This window comes from Aneurinibacillus uraniidurans, assembly GCF_028471905.1.
Classification (GTDB): domain Bacteria; phylum Bacillota; class Bacilli; order Aneurinibacillales; family Aneurinibacillaceae; genus Aneurinibacillus; species Aneurinibacillus uraniidurans.
The window spans coordinates 3022659-3040583 of the sequence record NZ_CP116902.1; the positions used below are offsets into that span (position 1 = coordinate 3022659).

A 17925-nucleotide genomic window follows, 5' to 3' on the forward strand; every position below is an offset into this window, starting at 1 on the left:
TCCTCCTTTTTTCAAAGAAATAAGTCGGTTATTTTTTCATGATGTCTCTCTATATCCATACTATCACCTGCCTCTGAACAAATTCTGAACATACAAAAGCCTGGCATCTATCCCCATGAAAAAGAAGATGCCAGGCCAGTTCCATTTTTAAAATTAATTTTTTTAATCTCTAATACTTCACATAATACACAAGCATCCGCGCCCACTCGCTAGCAATCACCTGAAGGCTTTCATGATCCAACCACCATTTTTTAAAGCGTACAGTACGCAGTTGGTGTGAACCAACACTAGCAATCTCAATTCCCGTATGGGCGAATACATGCCGGAATACATAAACCGCACGCCTTGTATGCCAGTCATCTGTCACTAGCGTTAGTCGTTTGACCGAACGGCCGCTCTTCTGTAGTAACTCCTTTGTATACAAAGCATTCTCATATGTACTAAGCGATTTCTCTTCTTTACTGATCGCGTGCGCAGGAATTCCAAGTTCAAGCAGCAGGGCTACCATCTCTCTTGATTCCGTTGTACGCCAAGATAGTTGTCCACCGCTTGATACGATAATAAGCGGTGCAATGCCCTCTTTATATAGTTCAGCCGCCTTACGCGTGCGCTGTCCGTCCTGTTCTCCGCCGAGCAGCACAATCACATCACTCTTTTGTCGGTTGTCAGGGTAGACGAGATAGCGGGCTGCTCCTTCTAAGATCGGCTCGTACGATAGCCAAAGTATTAACAGGAGCACTACGATTACGGCTGCCCCTTTTTTTCGTTTTGTCACATCCACTTCCCCCCTTTTTGTTTATCGTACTCCACATCCAATCAAAAAAGGAACAGTCAGCGAAAGACTGTTCCCTATACGTTCTTTTATTTCTGAAGCAAAATCACATGTACACTGCCTGGTCCATGCACACCGAACACCAGATCCATCTCGATATCCCCGGTCCGGCTTGGTCCTGTAATAAAGTTCAAACAAGCCGGAATCCCACCCGGAACCCGTTCATGAATGTAGGCAGCAGCATGTGTAAGACGCGGCAACAATGTATCTTCCGCCAGGACGAGTACAAGACGTGGTGGCAGTAGACTCACCATTCTCCCTCTCCCAGCCCCATTCCAGAGCAGGACGGTTCCGGTCTCACATAAGCCTAGATCGGCATATACAATCCCTACATCTGTTTCAGCAGCATAAGCACGAAGCTCATCTGCATCCTCTTCTGTACGCCAGGTTTTGTAATTCATGCCTGCTTCCTCTAACGCTTGATGTAGCCCCAGTTGATTCAGACGCTCATCATCCCAGCCAAGAGCATCTTGCACGTCCCATTGTTTCAGCACAGCTGCCAGTGCTTTGCCCGCTTCTTCTGGACGAACGCGCGTTACTTCTGTGCGAAGCTCTTGCAGATTTCCGATAAACTGTTCGACAAGTGCAGCCTGATCCATCCCAGCATATAAGTGCGTATACGGCTTGTCATTCCATTCTGGCATGCGCACGCCACTGCGCCGCGGGCGACCAAGACGATCCGCAAGCCGATTCAGAAAAGCTTCTCTTTCTTGCGTACTCATCTTATCGGCCCCCTTCCTTTTTCTCTTTCCACCAGGAGCGAAACGATTGCTCGGCTGGCTGTGGCAAATCACGCACATTCGTCCAGCCAGCCATCATGCCTGGACCCGATGAGATCACGCCGTCTTTTGCGAGTCCGTCTGTCATTTTATGCGCACTGTTTACGGCCGCATCATATACAGCCGGATGGCTCGTCATAAAGCCAAATCCTTTAAACGCCAGTTTGTCCTGCCACTTGCCATGCCCTTGCTCCACCTGATCCTTGCGGTGCTCTAATAAAAGATCATGCAGCGGAATTTTGACTGGACATACATCTGTACAAGCTCCGCACAAGCTTGAAGCATTCGGAAGGTCCTTCCAGTCTTCGTATCCGTCAAAAAGCGGTGTCAGTACCGAGCCGATTGGACCGCTATACACACCACCATACGCATGCCCACCGATATGACGATACACCGGGCATACATTCAGGCAGGCACCACAACGAATACACTTCAGCACTTCCTGATACGCGGTGCCAAGAATATCCGAACGACCGTTATCAAGTACAATCAGATGGAACTCCTCTGGCCCATCTGTATCTTCCGGGCGACGCGGACCGCTCAGCGCCGTTACATACACGCTAATTTTCTGGCCGGTCGCACTTCGCGTCAGCATGGAAATCACGATATCAAGCTCTTCCCATGTCGGAACAAGACGCTCCATCCCCATAATCGCAATATGAACTTTCGGCAATGTCGTCGTCAGACGAGCATTCCCTTCATTGCTGACGAGCACAACGGAACCGGATTCGGCTACCCCGAAGTTGCAACCAGAGATTCCGATGTCAGCATCAAGAAATTTACGGCGCAGCTCTTCACGTGCGAATTGACACAGCTCTTCTGTCTGATCTGATAATTCGCGCCCGGCTACTTCCGAGAATAACTCCGCTACCTGAGCGCGGTTCTTATGAATGGCAGGGGCAATAATATGAGAAGGGGTTTCCCCGGCTAACTGAATGATATATTCCCCAAGGTCTGTCTCTACTACCTGCACACCTGCTTCTTCAAGATGGCGATTCAGGTGAATTTCTTCCGATACCATCGACTTCGATTTTACAACCGAGCGTGCTCCACTTGCCTTAGCAATGCGCAGCACATGATTTACTGCATCGGATGCTGTCTGTGCAAAATGCACGTGTCCACCGTTTTTCTCTACATTATCGGCGAGCTCTTCCAAATAGCTATCCAGATTCTCAACAGTATGACGGCGAATACGCGAGGCCAATTCGCGCCATTCTTCGACATTCCCCAGCTCGTCTGCCGCTTTAAAACGTCCTCCACGCAGCCGATCCTGTGTAAACGGGGTAGCTTTTTGCAACTGCTCGTCTAGCAATGCTTTTTTCACACGCCCGACAAATGGGAGAGACTGTGCGCTCATTTTGCTCCCCCCTTCGCCAATACTTCTGCGACATGCATAACTTTCACCGATTTACCAGTACGCTGCAAACGACCACCAATATTCATCAGGCAGCCCATGTCCGAGCCAATCAATAACTCAGCACCTGTTTCTTCGATATGCTGAACTTTCTCATCAACCATCGCTTCGGATATCTCGCTCATCTTCGCGGAGAATGTCCCACCGAATCCACAGCAATCCTGGCAGTACGGCAATTCTTCCATATGCAACCCCTTCATGCCAGCAAGCAGCTTACCCGGCTCTTCTTTTACACCAAGGGAACGGCTCATATGACAGGAATGATGATACGTTGCATGCGCCGGAAGTTCCCCTTCCAGCTTCTCTAAACCCATCACTTTTACAATAAATTCAGAAAATTCATATGTTTTAGCTGCTAATTCAACAGCTTCCTGATGCCAGGTCGGATCATCTTTTAACAACTCTGGATACTCCCGACGGATCATCGTGACACAAGAGCCTGATGGTGCTACTACATATTCACTTTCCCGAAAAGCCGTGATCATCTGCCGAGCCGCTTTGGCTGCATCTTTCTGGTATCCACTATTATAAGCAGGCTGTCCGCAGCACGTCTGCGCCGCCGGAAAATCCACTTCCACCCCAAGCCGCTCCAACACTTCTACTACACTTTGCCCTACCTGTGGGAAAAAAACATCAGACAGGCATGTGATAAACAATGAAACTCTCACATTTCCACCTCTTTAGTATTGCAATTCTGTTATCATTTCTTTTCACTCTAACACGCTTGTTAACTGTTAACAATAGAAGAGCAGGATTTTATAAAAAATATTCAGAAAAGGCGTGAAAAAAATGCTTTAATCCATTACTATAGAACATAAGTAAAGAAAGAATGAAAGCGGGGACGTGTCAATGGAGAACGAGAAGATTATGATTTTAATGCCGCTAAGTGGAAAGATTCTCTGGGAGATGTATGGGGAATCATTTGGGTATTTTCAAAAACCGCCTTCTCTACACGTACCGCTCGAAGAACACGAAGTTCACACCGACTGGATTCAAGAAATTGAACGCGGCGTCATTTATCTACAGAGATAAACATATAAGCCACCGATTGTCCAAGACGGACACTCGGTGGCTTTTTCTGTGGAAATAAATGAGGGAGTCTTGCGGTTGATTATGAACGCAGCTTAATCGTGCAATTCCCCCATACCTCTTCACCATATACGAGTTCAAGGCTATCGCCGTCCGCAACTGGACCAACGCCTGCTGGTGTCCCCGTATAAATCACATCGCCTTTGCCAAGGCCAAAATGCTCGGCTGTGAATACGACAATCGTTGGGATGTCAAACAGCATGTCCTGAATGTTTCCATCCTGAACCGTTTCTCCATTTTTGCGAAGGGAGAAATTTTGCGCCGCACACGCTTCTACACTCTCGAACGGGCGGAATTTCGTCAGCAATGCCGCATTCGGAAATCCTTTCGCCCGCAGCCACGGATGACTTTTTTTCTTCAGATCACTCTGCACATCACGAAGGGTAAAATCGATCCCTAACGCAATCTGATCAATGACATCTTCCATCCGCATCCCCTGCTCATATGAGCGGGCAATATGCAGCACAAGCTCAGCTTCATGATGCACTTCTCCTCGGTTTCCAGGAAGATTAACCTCCTGTCCATTCGCTTCTACAAGTGAATGAGTTGGCTTTCCGAACAGGAACGGCATAGTTGGCACGGCATTGCCGAGTTCTTCTGCATGCAGGCGATAATTACGCCCCACACAATATATGTTGCGAATCGTTTCAATCATCATGCTTCCTTCTTTCTTCCTTAAGATTAAATACTTTTGATCATGCCACCGTCTACAAGTATCGAACTGCCGGTCACATATGTATTTGCCCCAGATAACAAGAATGCAACCACACGTGCGAATTCTTCCGGTTGTCCGTAACGACCAAGCGGAATATTTGCTTCCATCTGCTGCTGAATCTCTTCGCGAGACACACCCTGCCGCTGTGCATTCATCTCATCTAGATAAATAAGACGATCAGTCGCAATTCGTCCTGGTGCTACCGTATTGACGAGAACATTATACGGTGCTAATTCCACCGACAGTGTCTTTGATAATCCTACGATGCCCGTGCGGAATGTATTGGACAGCACAAGCCCTGGAATGGGTTGTTTAATAGAAGAAGAGGCAATATTGACGATATGGCCGCCCCCCTGCTTAAGATCAGGTATCACTTCACGAATGACACGAATATAACTTAACAGTGTCAGCTCAAATGCTTTTATCCAATCCTCATCCGTAAACTGTTCAAACGTACCGCTTGGAGGCCCACCCGCATTGTTGACTAAAATCTCAATGCGGCCAAACGTATCACGCACCGCCTGAACAAGTGCTTGAATCTCTTCTACTTTCGTAATATCAGCACGGCAGTAAGCCGCTTTACCAGCACCAAGTGCATTCAATTCATCTGCTACCTGCTTTAATTTTTCTTCATCGCGGCTCGTCAGCATAACGTTTGCGCCTTCTTTAACGAGCTGCTCGGCTATCGCCCGCCCCAATCCCTGGCTAGAAGCGATAACAAGCGCTGTTTTTCCGGTAAGATTCAGATCCATTCGGTTCCTCTCCCTGCTGTCAGTATTTTCACTCTCTTCCGATTGTACGGGATGAACTGCTATCGGTCAAACCAAGCTGGACGCAGGAAAGGCGAACAAGCAGGTGAGAATACTCTCGCTACTTGTTCGCCTATAAGCCAGACTTCGTATCGATTTATGCCTGTATCTCCTCTTTCACTTCTCCTTCTAATACAAACTTCTGGATTTTTCCGCTTGCCGTCTTCGGTAATTCATCTACAAAGCGATATTCACGTGGGCGCTTGTACGACGCAAGCTTTCCGCCATCCAGCAGGAACGTATTCAGATCGGCTTCTGTGAGATTACTTCCTTTGGCGGCTACAATGTATGCCAAAACAATCTGTCCCCATTTCGGGTCTGGCTTGCCAATTACAGCGGCTTCCTTCACACCTGTATGTTCCACCAGACGGTCTTCTACTTCACGTGGATAGATATTTTCTGCACCCGAGATAATCATATGATTCATCCGATCACGAATCCAGATGTATCCATCCTCGTCATATTCGCCAAGATCTCCTGTATGATACCAACCGTACGCAAGCGCCTTTTCTGTTGCTTCCGGTCGATTGTAATACCCATTCATCATGCACGGGCCTTTGACGAGAATCTCACCGACTTCCCCCACTTCACAACGGTCAGCCGGATTCGTTGGCTCCCCATCCTCTTGAACACGGGCAATTACGACTTCATGCGTTAAGCTTGCCTTTCCAGCTGCCCCGGCTCTTGTAAGCTGTTCGTCTGGATGCAGCACGGCCATACACGGTCCCATCTCTGTTGTACCGAATATTTGCACCAGGTCTGCACCGATTTTTTGATCGAACTCATGAATTAAGACAGGTGCCATCGATGCTCCGCCGTATTCCACCAGGCGAAGCGATGACAGGTTGTATTGTTCAATATTCTCAACGTGCAAAACCATTGTGATCATCGTAGGTGCTGCAAACATATGCGTCACTTGTTCACGCTCAATGATCGCCAGCACTTCTGTCGCATCAAAATGGTGCAGCAATACGTTCGTCGCTCCGACTTGAACACGCGGTAAGAATGATGTATGCAGTTCTGCTGTATGATTCAGCGGTGCTGCCGAAAGCCCAATGTCATTCTTGGTTAGCCCCATGCACTGCATCATCATAAAATTATGGTGGATCTTGCTGCGGTGCGTGTGAAGTACGCCTTTCGGACGGCCAGTTGTACCACTTGTATACATCATGATGCAGTAATCAGTCTCAGCAACAGTCACTTCCGGCTTCTCTACTGATTCTGCATCGAGAAGTTGATAGAAGTCCAGAGCACCTGCTGGCACGGATGAATCTACATAAATCCAGTGCAGCACTGGTGTTCCGATTTGACGTGCCTGTTCTACGATCTGTGACCCCATCTCTTCATACAACACCACTTTAGCGTTCGCATCCTGCAGAATGTATTGTAGTTCATGTGAAGCTAAGCGATAATTAATCGGGTTAAAAATCGCCCCGATTTTCGCTACAGCAAACATCGCGATGACATATTCACTTGTATTGTAGAGGAATGACGATACAACGTCCCCTTTTTCTACACCCAGGCGCTGTAGCGCCCGGGTAAATTGATTCACTTTATTGTCAAGTTCGCGATACGTAAAGTGATGCTGTTTTACTCCGTATTCATACACAAGAGCAAGCTTCTCCGGATAATTCCGAGCTGACCACTCTACTATACTTCCGATTGTCGTACTCACAGCAACGCCCTCCATATTTTACCGATTATTTCAAATATTCAGGTTTTTGGAACCCTTGAAAATCCTTCTCTACAACCGCTTTAAATTCTGGTGATTTGTATGCTTCGATGATATCTTTTGTAATTTGGATATCTTTGTCTGCTGTTTTTACAGCTACAATGTTCATGTATTTTTCCGGAAGCTGCTCTAATTGCAATGCTTCTGTTAATTTAAGTCCAGATGCAATGGCGAAGTTACCATTTACGAATGCATAGTCTGCATCAGCAAGAGAACGCGGAAGCTGCGCAGCTTCAAGCGGCTTCAGTTGAATATTTTTCACGTATTGTGTCACGTCTTTTTCTGATGCTTTTGTCGGGTCAATGCCTGCTTTTAGTTTAATCCAGCCAAACTTCTCCAGCATTCCAAGTGCACGTGCCTGGTTAGTCGGGTCATTTGGCAGCGTTACCGTCGCGCCAGCTGGTACTTCATCAAGCGATTTGTGCTTGTTAGAATATACGCCAAGCGGTGCCGTTGGAACTTGCAGCACATTCGTAATTTGGAGATTATGATCCTTCGCAAATTTATTCAGATACACAACATGCTGGAATACGTTCGCATTCAGCGATCCTTCTGCTAATGCATTATTCGGCTGCACATAATCATTGAACTCTACTACTTTTACGGTATAGCCTTTCTTCTCAAGAATCGGCTGAATCCCTTTTTTAATTTGATCACTATACGGACCGGCTGTTGCACCAATCGTGATTTCTTTTGTTCCTGTCTGTCCAGAGGAAGCAGCCTTATCTCCACCACCGCATGCAGCAAGCAATCCTGCTAGAATAACGAATACCCATGTTAAAATAAATGATTTTACTTTCATCTGTATGTCCCCCTTTTTTTATAAATGACATGCATCAAAATCATAATTCTGTTATCTCCCTAGCTTGCCTATTCCCCCCTTGCAAATAAAAACGACCTCTTACCAAAGTAAGAGGTCGACGACAGACGTTTAGAAGCTCCGCCGGACCTCTTATCTCTCAGCGTCATTACGCTGCTGGAATTGGCACCGTTTGAACCATATAGTTCAAGGTTGCCGAGGCTTCATAGGGCCAGTCCCTCCGCCTCTCTGGATAAGAGTCCGAAACTATTTAATTTTCTTGCTGTTATGGTTATTCTACCACATTAAACCACAAAGTCAACTAGGAATTATAAGTTATTTATCTGTTTTAAATTGCTGCATCGCTTCCTCAAGTTCAACTGCCATTCGACTTAACGCTACAGAAGCCGCAGCAATCTGATCAATGGAGGAAATTTGTTCTTGTGCATACCCGGCTACATCACGCGATTTCTCGGCAGACTTTTTCGAAACACCAAGTATCTCCTGCCCAGACCTCAGGATGTTTTCAGAACGGACTGCCATTTCTTCAGACGAGACAGAAATCTGACTACTTTTCTCAGAAATAGACTCTACCGAATTCATGATACTTTGAAAAATGAGCCCTGCTTCATCAACGGCCCGGATCCCTGTGTCAACTTCCTTCGTTCCTTTATCCATCGATTGTACAGCTCGCAATGTCTCTCCTTGAATCTCCTGAATCACCTGGGCAATCTGATCAGCAGACTGCTTGGACTGCTCGGCCAGCTTACGTACCTCATCTGCTACCACTGCGAATCCCTTGCCTTGTTCACCAGCTCGTGCCGCCTCGATTGCCGCATTCAACGCTAGCAAATTTGTCTGTTCAGCAATCGATGTAATCACGCCAATGATCCCACCAATCTCCTGCGAACGTTCTCCAAGTAACCTCACTACACCTGCTGCTTCTTCCACCGATGTACCAATCGTATTCATCTGCTGTACCGCCTGCTGAATGGTTTGGTTTCCTTTGTCGGCTTCTACAGCTGTCCGCTGTACCGCTTCTGTCACAACCGAAGATGACGAAGCAATCTGCTTGGCACCATTCGTCATATATTCCATTGTTTGTGCTGTCCTCGTGATGCCCTCCATTTCTTGCTGGGCACCAACAGCCACTTCCTGGGTAGCCACTGTAATTTGATTCAATGTACTACCGGCATGCGCTACGCCTGCTGCCAGCTCCTGCGAAGACGATGCAACCTGCTTGGCTGTCTGATTGACCTGGTGAATGAGGTGACGCAAGTTTGCTAACATACCGTTCACAGCATGAGATAAGTGACCGATCTCATCTTCTGTATCCACTGGAAGCTCTTCTGCCCGCAGGTCCCCGGAGGAAATCTGCTCTGCAACCGATGCAATATCACGAATTCTCCGCACTGGGCGCAATAAGGAGATATATACAAAGAGTGCAATCGCCAACAGCGTAACCAGTCCTGAAACTACAACTTTTACAAGCAGCGAAGTAAGTGGGCTTATAAATTCATCTAACGGCACTTCAAGCGCCATCATCCAACTTGTTCCAGGCACTTGATGATAAAACACCATATAATCGCGCCCATTTTTCGTAAACTCTTTCATTCCTTCTTTCGTTTTAAGCATCTCAGCTGCGAGTCCTGTGCTATCCTTCAGTACATTTTCTTTTAGGATCTTGTTTTTATCTGGATGATGAATAACTAGGCCATCTGACTGAAACACGTATACTTGATCAGATTGTCCGACTTTAAAATTCGTAGCCTGCCGGAATACTTCTCCGATCGGAGACGCTCCACTGACCAGACCTTTCACGTTATTATTCATATCCCGCACAGGTGCCTCGAAAGAAATAATCAAATTACCATTCTCTTTAGCAGGAAATGGATTCGAGACAATCGGCTTACCTGCCATAACATCTGGAAATGTCGGTTCGCTTCCAATCTGAATCACTAGATTTTTATCAATAATAAGATTTCCCTTTGTGTCTCCTATACTGAGGGATGCATACGTTCCATTCATACGTGCTTTTTCCCGCTCAAAATAGGCTAAAATTTGATCCGTTGTACCAGTTCGGACAAGATCTGTGTTCGCCATTACAATAATCTCGGACAAGCGTGTGTTTAACCACGTTTCTAGTTGTGTCGCATGAATGCGAACTTGCGAACTCGCATTATTCTGTAAGGAGGTCTGAATGATTTGTTTGGCAGAAATATAATTGATCGTCCCCATTACGGTAAGCGCCATCCCCGTCAAAATCAAAATAATCAATAAAATTTTGACAATAAAAGATTTTCCCTCTCTCATAGCATCCCAACCCTTCTATATGCTTTTAATTGATAAGCATGCTTACCACGATTATAAGTACGTATCGAGCATCGTTCCGCTAGTAAATGCTTGTGTATACATCATGTTGGAAACTGTGTGGTAGTATCTAGATGGTTGTTGATTTAATAAAGAAGAAGTAAAAATAGCAGGTATAGATAGTAGCAATCCAGAGGCGGGGACATATTTTATTGCTTGAATCTGTTCCGATATGGTAGATGCAATTCCACCACTCCCACTAATCACTGATTGGACACGAACAGCGTCGTTCGTGAGAGCCTTGTTAAGTTTTTGCGAGTCAATCTCAAGTACTCCGTCTGCTTGAACCGAAATTCCAACGTTCTGTAGGACTTCCGAATCGAATAATAGACTGCGAGACATGTTGTGTACAGTCTGCTGTGGCAGCCCGTCTTTCTCATCCTGTACAGTACGCAGCATATCATTATACGCAGCAGCAAAATCTCCAATGGCCTGATAGATTTCTCGATGATCCTGCTTACTGTATATACCGTCTAGATTCGACTCAAGAAGCACTTCCGCTGCTTTGCTCGCTTCTGCTATACTGCGGTGTACTTCCACAGCCGCTGCTGTTCCACTGCGAACGATACCAGACAAATTGCTCTGGGGCGGAAAGGATATCGTAGGCATCGTACTTCCTACCCGGCGTGTTTGTGGTTTCGGCCATGCAGCAGGCTTGTTGTACCATTCTGTATAGTGCTGGATTTGCGAAATCACTTCAATCACTCCTCTCCTACCATAGAAGTATTTTACAACATGTGGATCACGATGCACACTATGCAATCTAACTTTATTCCTGCAAAAAACTGCCCAGATGGACAGCTTGCTACGCAAAAGTAACCACAAAATAACCATAACAGGCAGCATTCACCAAAAATGTTACAACAGCCGCCAGCCACAAACCCTGCATCGTTCGAACTTTGCCTTTGGTATTAAAATAAAGGGCTGCCGGTATGATATACACCAGTTGGACAAGACCAATCGCAAAAATGGGGATACCACCAAACAGTAAAATCGATGAACCACCTGCCACGCTCACGTGCAGCCCAATTGCAAGAAAAATTCCAAGCGCCACACTCCCTTTATCCTCCTCATTTTGATACTCTTCCATCATCCCTCTCCTTTCTAGCCCCGCTGAATTTCCATCTGCTCCCGCATCTCTTGCAGCTGCTCTTCTTTATCATCGCGATAGAACATGTTATACGTGTCAAACGGAATAATACGTCCGTCCGGATGCACGATATGCACACACGACTTTTTGACAGAGCGCACATCAAAATTATATGGATCAAGAAACTGCATAATGAGCACGCGAAATACATGATCGTATCCAAGCGACTTCGGCAGCATCACTTTCGGCAAACAGCACAATAATTCTTTGAGCGACGAAAACGAAGACGCCGGTGAATGATTAAGCGAGAACAACTGAAACACTTTTGCTTTCAGTGTTTCATCCTGTTCAAAAACAATCGTATTCCGTCCCCCTTCAAGCAAAATCTCTGGGTCGATCATGCCGGTCAGCGGCGTTACCTGCTCTCCCATCTTGAGCGCGTAGCCCATCGCCAGGCAGTCCGGGTGACACGGAACCGGAATAATATCTTCTTCGTTAAAAACACCTGACTGGTCAATAATCATCCGGCGCACTTCTCCAAGTGTCAGACGGTCCTGTACTGGGTCGAACTGTTCGAGGCGACCTGCAATCTGAATCGGCTGGAATGTTACGCCCCGTACTGCTCGCTGCTTCAAGCCGTATTGAATAATCTCGCCTACTTCGTGATCATTGAGTCCTTTTTTCAGCGTCACCACAAGTGTCGTCGAAATATTGAACTCATTCAGGTGTTCAATTGCTTTCTTGCGAATATCTCGCAAGTCCGCACCGCGCAGCTCCATCAGCGTATTTTTCTCAAAACTATCAAACTGCAAGTACAACTCAAATCCTGGCAAATATGATGAAAGACGACGCACAAACTCCCGGTCCTGTGCAATGCGAATACCGTTCGTGTTAACCATCAGATGACGAATTGGTTTTGTTTTGGCAAGGTCCAAAATCTCAAAAAACTGCGGATGCAGCGTCGGTTCCCCACCGCTAATCTGGACAATATCGGGTGTCCCTTCATTCCGCACAACACAATCCAGCATATACTCGATCTCATCAAGTGAACGCCATGTCTGACGCGCAGGGGACGCTTCCGCATAGCAAATTGGGCACTGCAAATTGCATGCATCGGTTACTTCTACAATCGTCAGACAGCTGTGCTGTTCATGGTCAGGACAAAGCCCGCAATCATACGGACAGCCATACTTCACCGGCGTGTTCCACACAAGCGGCATTTCGGATGGCTTACTGAATTCCCGGCACTGCTTGTAATAAGCAGCATCGTTAGAGATCAGTACTTTCTCCATGCCGTGCTTGAAGCATCGCTTCACCATATAAACACAATCGTTTTCAATGATGATTTTCGCTTCGATTTTCGTATAACAGGTGGAGCAGATACTGTTGGTCAGCTCATAAAATAAATACGGTCTATTATTCGGCATATGGAATAACCTCGCTTTTTCTTTGAACTATATGGCGTGCAATGAGGCGGCCGTAATAAAGAAGACCAGCCAGCGCTGCGATCTGAATGTTATTGAATCCCCCATATGGATGAGGAGTTGGCTTAATAAAGTCGATGCCAAAGCGAAACAGCAGGTAGCCCACCATAAAAAACTGAAACCCGCTTCCTTCCCACAGCGTGTAATTCCGTTTCACTCCCCACAATATAAGACCAAGACAAAATAAAAAGACAATTTCATACAATTTTGTCGGGTGCCGCATGATGCCGTCTCCAAAATCCACGCCAATACTCCAGTCAGTGGCGATTCCATACGTATGGTCAGACAGTCCAGTCAAAAAACAGCCGATCCGTCCAATACTCATTCCAACCAGCAGCGGGAACACAAAATCATCACCTGTTGACCGTGTCCATCCGATTCGTTTTTTCATATACTCAACACCGATCAATCCACCAAGCAGACCTCCGACGATCGTTTTGCCTGCGAGCAAATAGTGCACATCTGTGATGTGCTGTACAGTAAGGGTAGGCTGTTCGAGCCAGTACAGCGCCTTAGAGCCAAATGCCGCTCCGGTAGCGGCTCCAATCATAACCCAGATGGCTTTGTCATAAGGAATGCGTTCTTTATTGCGCGTGTACAGGTAAATACGAAATCCAATAAAATAAGCAAGACATTCAAAGATAAAGTGCGGGTGAAACGTCCAAGAGCCAATATGGATATAATACGGAAATGTCATGATTCACCTCATTTCATCCAAAAATCATAGTCAATCCCATTTTATAACATAAAAATCCGGAAGGATATGGAATTATGAGATCAACCTGTGTTTTTACACAAGAAGGGAGCCAGGCAGTATAAACAGCCTGGCTCCCTTCTTTATCTATTGATTTGCAAACGCTTTCTATTTTGGCTAACCAATCAATGATTTTGTCCGGTTATCTACAATTCGTACCGCTTTTCCTTCACTACGCATGATGCTGTTCGGCTCACGAATCCGCAGCAGTACCGATACGCCAAGCGCATTTTTCATCTCATGGCCAATGCGGCGTACAAGGTCAGCAATCGTATCGTTCTCTTCCAGTGATCCGACAACTGCTTTGTATTCCTTTGTTATCTCAGCATGCACCTCGAAGCGATCCAGTGCACCGTCTCTTTCAATTACGACTTGATAATGCGGGGCAAGCTCACGGAATTGGAACAATACGCCCTCGATCTCAGTCGGGAACACGTTCACACCACGAATGATCAGCATATCGTCTACGCGGCCCTTAATGCGTGACATACGCAAACTCGTCCGCCCGCATTTACAGGTAGCAGGATTCAGCGACGCAATATCTCCAGTCCGATAACGAATGACCGGAAAAGCTTCCTTCGTCAACGAAGTAAAGACGAGCTCTCCTTCCATACCGTATGGCAGCACCTCACCGGTTTCTGGATCTACAATCTCAGCAATAAAATGGTCATCTGCGATATGCAGGCCATCCTGTGCCTCAATGCACTCAATCGAAACACCTGGTCCTAGTACTTCACTCAGTCCATAAATATCAATCGCCTTAATATTCAGTCTTTCTTCAAGCTGCATCCGCATCTCTTCCGACCATGGCTCTGCTCCGAAGATTCCATACTCAATTGTAGTCGCACGCGGGTCTTTTCCCATCCGCTCCATCTCTTCCGCAATGTTCATCACATACGACGGTGTTCCGGAAATGCCGCGCGGCTTAAAATCTTCAATCAACGTAATCTGACGCGGCGTATTCCCACCTGATACCGGAACGGCAACCGCACGCAAATGCTCAATACCATAGTGTAGACCAAGGCCCCCCGTAAACAAGCCATAGCCGTACGCATTATGAAAAATATCCCCTGGTCTTCCGCCTGCTGCACAGATCGCACGAGCGACAATCTCGCCCCAGTTCTCAATGTCCTGCTTTGTATAGCCAACAACTGTTGGCTTGCCTTTCGTACCCGAAGAGCCGTGGATCCGTACAACGTCTGACATATCTACCGCGAACAAATTGAATGGATAATTCTCTCGTAGGTCCGTTTTTTTCATGAATGGGAGACGCTGCAAGTCTTCAAGCGATTGAATGTCATCCGGTGTAATTCCAGCTTGATCAAGCGCTTCCTTATGAAACGATACACGCTCATACGCATGTCGTACCGTTTGCTGCAACCGTTCAAGTTGAAGCGCTTCCTTTTGTTCACGCCCCATCGTCTCCATTGCTTCATTGAAAATCACATGAACGCCTCCCTTTTATTCGCCGAGAAATATCGGTTTTCTTTTCTCACTGAATGCTGTCAGCGCCTCTACCCGGTCCTTCGTCGGAATAATTACCTCGTATGCTTTCGTTTCAATATCAAGACCTGTTTGCAAATCTACACTGCTGCCTTTGCTAATCGCGTATTTAGCCTGATACACAGCAAGCGGCGCATTCTGAACAATCTCTTCCGCCAATGCGAAAGCTGCCGCAAGCATTGCATCGCAGTCCTCGGCCACACCGTTGAGAATGCCATATTCATACGCTTGCTCTGCCGTAATTTTACGAGCTGTGAACACAAGCTCCTTCGCTTTCGCTGGGCCGATCAGACGCGTCAAGCGCTGTGTACCGCCCGCTCCCGGAATAATGCCCAAGCTAACTTCTGTCAATCCCATGCCTGCTCCGGCTACAGAAAAGCGGAAATCACAAGCAAGCGCTAACTCAAATCCTCCGCCAAACGCATACCCATTAATAGCTGCAATCACCGGCTGCGGCAAACGCTCAACCGCTGTAAACACATCACGGATTTTCGCAACATTACGACGCACTTCCTGTTCATTCAATGTACGGCGCTCTTTCAAATCAGCACCGGCAGAAAATGCTCTGCCGGCTGCCGTGATGATTACCGTACGAATATCTTTCGTACGCTGCGCAATATTTTCTACTAGTTCACCGAGTTCCTTAAGCGTTTCGTAATTAAACGTATTCATGCTCTCTGGACGATTCAAGGTAATAATCCCAATATATCCTTTTTGCTCAAATAAAATATTTTCTGTCTTTACCATGAAAAATTCTCCTCTCTAGTACGATGATGATCGCGTCAACTATACAACGGGAGCTGTTTCAAAAAACGACAGAAAGAATCGGACAGCACCCGGATGCAATAAATCATAATAGCCACGGAATAGCTCTTCTGCTTCCTTCCCCAACCAGAAATCCGGCAGCAGTACATCTGGCAAACTTGGATCAATAAATAAAAATTTCCTATATTCATGTACAAGCTTCGTCTTCTCTACAAAACATTCATTGTCCTGTAAACCTTCACGCTGACGTAATTTTTCTTTTATATCATCATATTTCGGACGATACTCTGTAATGAACGCTTCATACGCAGCATTAATCTCATCCAGATTCCAGCAGCGGCTCACCAGCCCAGCCGGGTCGCTCCAACCAAGATGCTGTGCGTGAAAAATCTCTACATACGATGTAATCTCATATGCCTCGTTCATATCTTTAACCCGCTCTTCAAGATTGTGCGGGCTAATCCATGTGCTGTTCGCCAGCATTCCAAATCCCATCCACGATAACTCTTTGCGCAGCTGATCGCGTAAATGTCGTTTCTCTTCTGGAATGTTATAGCTCACAATACTCCAGTTGCCATCCCATTCCGCAGGCATCTCCTTATAAATACGCAATGCAGCTTCATCTAACCGCTTCTTGCCGCGCGATGTCATACGATAATAGCTCCGATTCCCGATCTTGCGCGATTCAATCCATCCCTGCTTCATCATGCGTGAAATTGCAGCACGGATGGCCGGCTCGGATAGTCCGAATTCTCCCATCAGCTTCGTCAGACTTCCAACCCATATCTCGCCACCATAATGACGTACATATTCACCATAAATGGTAAACAACATAGACTGAGATTTCACTTTGTTTCCCTCCAACCCTTCTGTAAAACATTTTGCTTGTCTATTATAGCGCATCACATCCCTTTTTTTCCGCTGATGCGTACCGATATTGACGCTCGTTCAGAATTTGATTACTATAAAAAAGAAAAGTATAGCGCTATAGAAACGAACTTATAATAAAGCGTTATACAAAAGTAGGGTGGAGGAATCTCAATGAATATAACAAAGGTAAAAGGATTAGATTCGACAGCCAATCCTTATCCATATGAAGCACACATCATAAATATTCAGCGCTCGGATACAACAAATGCAGAAGTCATTACCTGGCAGTTTACGAATGGTGAACTTGTTCAGCTTATGCTATATAGCCCGGATGACGCCGTTCTACTATCTGTATCACCTGCTATTGTACTTCCAGAAGAAAACGAAGAGGGACATTTCTTTACCGCAGGTGAGATCAAACTGTTTCTATCTCGTATCAAAAACCATAACAGCTAGCAAAAAAGCCGGAGTCAGATGATTCCGGCTTTTTTGCCGGGTACGCCTATGATTCGAGTGCTTCTCGTAGTTCCTGAAGCTTCTTCTCCATACGAGCCTTGCGAAAAATCGCTTGTGTAAATGTACCCTGTCCAATCACTCCGTGTGAGGTACGAGCCGTTACTTCACATACAACTCGACGTTCCGTTACCTGTGTACAGACTGCGGTAAATACCACTTTCTCGCCTACGATCGCGGGCCCCGTATGCGTAATCGACACATCATAACCCGCTCCTTCTTCCCCCTCTTCGAGGTAAGGCAAAATGACATGTCGGCCGGCTTTTTCCATATAATAAATCATCGTTACCGTAGACATGACTTGATGGACTACTTCTCCATCAAAAGCGGGACGCATCTCGTCTGTCACTGTAATCTCGAGATTCGCTGTCACACCCGGTGTAAGTTCCTTCATACTCTCACCCCCA

At 46.3% G+C, this 17925-nt stretch carries 19 protein-coding genes and 1 riboswitch; of the genes, 2 read left to right on the forward strand and 17 right to left on the reverse strand.

The genetic code is table 11. The features are described 5' to 3' along the window. Positions 1 to 169: 169 nt before the first annotated feature. From PO771_RS15125 to PO771_RS15140, 4 genes are all read right to left on the reverse strand, one after another. The gene (locus PO771_RS15125) at positions 170 to 775 is read right to left on the reverse strand and encodes a YdcF family protein (RefSeq protein WP_272560508.1); all 606 of its coding nucleotides are present in this window, start codon (positions 773 to 775) and stop codon (positions 170 to 172) included. Between the two features lie 86 nt (positions 776 to 861). Next, positions 862 to 1554, reverse strand: a complete 693-nt coding sequence (locus tag PO771_RS15130; protein ID WP_272560509.1) for a LutC/YkgG family protein — start codon at positions 1552 to 1554, stop codon at positions 862 to 864. Position 1555: 1 nt separating this feature from the next. Continuing rightward, complete coding sequence (locus tag PO771_RS15135; protein ID WP_272560510.1) at positions 1556 to 2968, reverse strand: LutB/LldF family L-lactate oxidation iron-sulfur protein; 1413 nt, start codon at positions 2966 to 2968, stop codon at positions 1556 to 1558. Then, on the reverse strand, positions 2965 to 3693 hold the full coding sequence (locus PO771_RS15140; protein ID WP_272560511.1) for a (Fe-S)-binding protein: 729 nt from the start codon (positions 3691 to 3693) through the stop codon (positions 2965 to 2967). Before PO771_RS15140 ends, PO771_RS15135 begins: the two co-directional genes overlap by 4 nt. A 181-nt stretch (positions 3694 to 3874) precedes the next feature. Between PO771_RS15140 and PO771_RS15145 the strand changes: the two genes are divergently transcribed. Continuing rightward, positions 3875 to 4057 (forward strand): hypothetical protein, encoded by a 183-nt coding sequence (locus PO771_RS15145; RefSeq protein ID WP_272560512.1) that lies wholly within the window; start codon positions 3875 to 3877, stop codon positions 4055 to 4057. 79 nt (positions 4058 to 4136) lie between these two features. Here PO771_RS15145 and PO771_RS15150 read toward each other — a convergent pair whose 3' ends face one another. The 12 genes from PO771_RS15150 to paaX form a co-directional block, all read right to left on the reverse strand. Continuing rightward, the gene (locus PO771_RS15150; protein WP_272563186.1) at positions 4137 to 4766 is read right to left on the reverse strand and encodes a fumarylacetoacetate hydrolase family protein; all 630 of its coding nucleotides are present in this window, start codon (positions 4764 to 4766) and stop codon (positions 4137 to 4139) included. A gap of 29 nt (positions 4767 to 4795) precedes the next feature. After that, positions 4796 to 5581 carry an SDR family oxidoreductase gene (locus PO771_RS15155; protein WP_272560513.1) on the reverse strand — a complete coding sequence of 262 codons (786 nt, stop codon included), beginning with the start codon at positions 5579 to 5581 and terminating at the stop codon, positions 4796 to 4798. A gap of 154 nt (positions 5582 to 5735) precedes the next feature. Next, positions 5736 to 7313 (reverse strand): long-chain-fatty-acid--CoA ligase, encoded by a 1578-nt coding sequence (locus PO771_RS15160; protein ID WP_272560514.1) that lies wholly within the window; start codon positions 7311 to 7313, stop codon positions 5736 to 5738. Between the two features lie 25 nt (positions 7314 to 7338). After that, positions 7339 to 8172, reverse strand: a complete 834-nt coding sequence (locus PO771_RS15165) for a MetQ/NlpA family ABC transporter substrate-binding protein (RefSeq protein WP_272560515.1) — start codon at positions 8170 to 8172, stop codon at positions 7339 to 7341. 147 nt (positions 8173 to 8319) lie between these two features. Next, positions 8320 to 8429, reverse strand: a riboswitch (SAM riboswitch). Positions 8430 to 8505: 76 nt separating this feature from the next. Continuing rightward, entirely contained in the window at positions 8506 to 10482 is a 1977-nt protein-coding gene (locus tag PO771_RS15170) for a methyl-accepting chemotaxis protein (RefSeq protein ID WP_272560516.1), read from the reverse strand. Between the two features lie 51 nt (positions 10483 to 10533). Beyond that, a complete protein-coding gene (gene fliD, locus PO771_RS15175; RefSeq protein ID WP_272560517.1) occupies positions 10534 to 11235 on the reverse strand; it encodes a flagellar filament capping protein FliD in 702 nt (233 codons plus the stop codon). Positions 11236 to 11344: 109 nt separating this feature from the next. Next, a complete protein-coding gene (locus PO771_RS15180; protein ID WP_272560518.1) occupies positions 11345 to 11629 on the reverse strand; it encodes a hypothetical protein in 285 nt (94 codons plus the stop codon). A 14-nt stretch (positions 11630 to 11643) separates the two neighbouring features. Beyond that, positions 11644 to 13056 carry a radical SAM protein gene (locus tag PO771_RS15185; protein ID WP_272560519.1) on the reverse strand — a complete coding sequence of 471 codons (1413 nt, stop codon included), beginning with the start codon at positions 13054 to 13056 and terminating at the stop codon, positions 11644 to 11646. Further along, a complete protein-coding gene (locus PO771_RS15190) occupies positions 13046 to 13810 on the reverse strand; it encodes a prolipoprotein diacylglyceryl transferase (protein ID WP_272560520.1) in 765 nt (254 codons plus the stop codon). Before PO771_RS15190 ends, PO771_RS15185 begins: the two co-directional genes overlap by 11 nt. Positions 13811 to 13984: 174 nt before the next feature. Then, a complete protein-coding gene (locus PO771_RS15195; protein WP_272560521.1) occupies positions 13985 to 15313 on the reverse strand; it encodes a phenylacetate--CoA ligase family protein in 1329 nt (442 codons plus the stop codon). Positions 15314 to 15328: 15 nt separating this feature from the next. Continuing rightward, complete coding sequence (locus PO771_RS15200) at positions 15329 to 16117, reverse strand: enoyl-CoA hydratase-related protein (protein ID WP_272560522.1); 789 nt, start codon at positions 16115 to 16117, stop codon at positions 15329 to 15331. Between the two features lie 39 nt (positions 16118 to 16156). Then, positions 16157 to 16984, reverse strand: coding sequence for a phenylacetic acid degradation operon negative regulatory protein PaaX (gene paaX, locus PO771_RS15205; protein ID WP_272560523.1), 828 nt, complete (start codon positions 16982 to 16984; stop codon positions 16157 to 16159). Between the two features lie 192 nt (positions 16985 to 17176). On the opposite strand from paaX, the gene PO771_RS15210 reads away from it, so the two are divergent. Then, positions 17177 to 17461 (forward strand): hypothetical protein, encoded by a 285-nt coding sequence (locus PO771_RS15210; RefSeq protein WP_272560524.1) that lies wholly within the window; start codon positions 17177 to 17179, stop codon positions 17459 to 17461. Positions 17462 to 17507: 46 nt separating this feature from the next. On the opposite strand, the gene PO771_RS15215 is transcribed toward PO771_RS15210, so the two are convergent. Then, positions 17508 to 17912, reverse strand: coding sequence for a thioesterase family protein (locus tag PO771_RS15215; protein ID WP_272560525.1), 405 nt, complete (start codon positions 17910 to 17912; stop codon positions 17508 to 17510). Positions 17913 to 17925: the final 13 nt, after the last annotated feature.

Excerpts from the sequence above, each read along its gene's own strand:
- PO771_RS15130 (WP_272560509.1), bottom strand. The coding sequence starts at position 1,554 with ATGAGTACGCAAGAAAGAGAAGCTTTTCTGAATCGGCTTGCGGATCGT.
- PO771_RS15135 (WP_272560510.1), bottom strand. The coding sequence starts at position 2,968 with ATGAGCGCACAGTCTCTCCCATTTGTCGGGCGTGTGAAAAAAGCATTG.
- PO771_RS15145 (WP_272560512.1), top strand. The coding sequence starts at position 3,875 with ATGGAGAACGAGAAGATTATGATTTTAATGCCGCTAAGTGGAAAGATT.
- PO771_RS15155 (WP_272560513.1), bottom strand. The coding sequence starts at position 5,581 with ATGGATCTGAATCTTACCGGAAAAACAGCGCTTGTTATCGCTTCTAGC.
- PO771_RS15165 (WP_272560515.1), bottom strand. The coding sequence starts at position 8,172 with ATGAAAGTAAAATCATTTATTTTAACATGGGTATTCGTTATTCTAGCA.
- PO771_RS15170 (WP_272560516.1), bottom strand. The coding sequence starts at position 10,482 with ATGAGAGAGGGAAAATCTTTTATTGTCAAAATTTTATTGATTATTTTG.
- PO771_RS15180 (WP_272560518.1), bottom strand. The coding sequence starts at position 11,629 with ATGGAAGAGTATCAAAATGAGGAGGATAAAGGGAGTGTGGCGCTTGGA.
- PO771_RS15185 (WP_272560519.1), bottom strand. The coding sequence starts at position 13,056 with ATGCCGAATAATAGACCGTATTTATTTTATGAGCTGACCAACAGTATC.
- PO771_RS15190 (WP_272560520.1), bottom strand. The coding sequence starts at position 13,810 with ATGACATTTCCGTATTATATCCATATTGGCTCTTGGACGTTTCACCCG.
- PO771_RS15200 (WP_272560522.1), bottom strand. The coding sequence starts at position 16,117 with ATGGTAAAGACAGAAAATATTTTATTTGAGCAAAAAGGATATATTGGG.
- PO771_RS15210 (WP_272560524.1), top strand. The coding sequence starts at position 17,177 with ATGAATATAACAAAGGTAAAAGGATTAGATTCGACAGCCAATCCTTAT.
- PO771_RS15215 (WP_272560525.1), bottom strand. The coding sequence starts at position 17,912 with ATGAAGGAACTTACACCGGGTGTGACAGCGAATCTCGAGATTACAGTG.